The sequence below is a fragment of the Pseudonocardia sp. SID8383 genome (genome assembly GCF_009864975.1).
Lineage (GTDB): Bacteria > Actinomycetota > Actinomycetes > Mycobacteriales > Pseudonocardiaceae > Pseudonocardia > Pseudonocardia alni.
This window is the reverse complement of the sequence record NZ_WWFY01000574.1, coordinates 1-626: the sequence shown is the minus strand read 5'-3', so window position 1 is coordinate 626 and position 626 is coordinate 1. Positions and strand designations below refer to the sequence as shown.

At 77.8% G+C, this 626-nt stretch carries 1 protein-coding gene; it reads left to right on the top strand.

Annotation, left to right across the window (positions count from 1 at the left end; all coding sequences use genetic code 11):
• On the top strand, positions 1 to 626 hold a 626-nt coding region (locus GTW08_RS13910), incomplete at both ends, for a CDP-alcohol phosphatidyltransferase family protein (protein ID WP_202417151.1).

Here is a 626-nt window from a genome sequence, read left to right as displayed (position 1 = left end):
CTCGCCGTGGCGGTCGTCGCGCTGGTCGGGCTGGACGGCGCCGGGACCGTGGCGCTCGTGGCGCTCGTCGGCGTCGCGCTCGCCCTCGACGGCGTCGACGGCCCGGTCGCGCGCCGCACCGGCACGGAGACCGCGCTGGGCGCCCGGTTCGACATGGAGACCGACGCCTTCCTGCTGATGGTGCTGTCGGCGCACGTCGCGGCGACGACCGGGCAGTGGTGGGTCACCGCGCTGGGCCTGCTGCGCTACGCCTTCGTCGCCGCCGGGCGGGTCGCCCCGTGGCTGCGCGGCGAGCTCCCGCCGCGCTACTCGGCCAAGGTCGTCGCCGCCCTGCAGGGGATCGTGCTCGTGGTGACCGCGGCCGGGGTGTTGCCCGACGCCGTCGCGCTCACCGCGGTCGGGACGGCGCTGGCTGCGCTGGTGTGGTCGTTCGGCGTGTCGGTGGTGCAGCTGTGGCGGGCCGCCGACCGGCACCCGTTCCACGCCCGACGGGCCGGGGCCGCGCTGCTCACCACGCTCTGTCTCGCGCTCGTCGGCGGGATCCTGGTGCTGCCCGCCGACCCGGTCGCCCTCGACCCGGCCGGGCTGCTGCGGCTGCCGATCGAGGCGGTCCTCGGGGCCGCGGT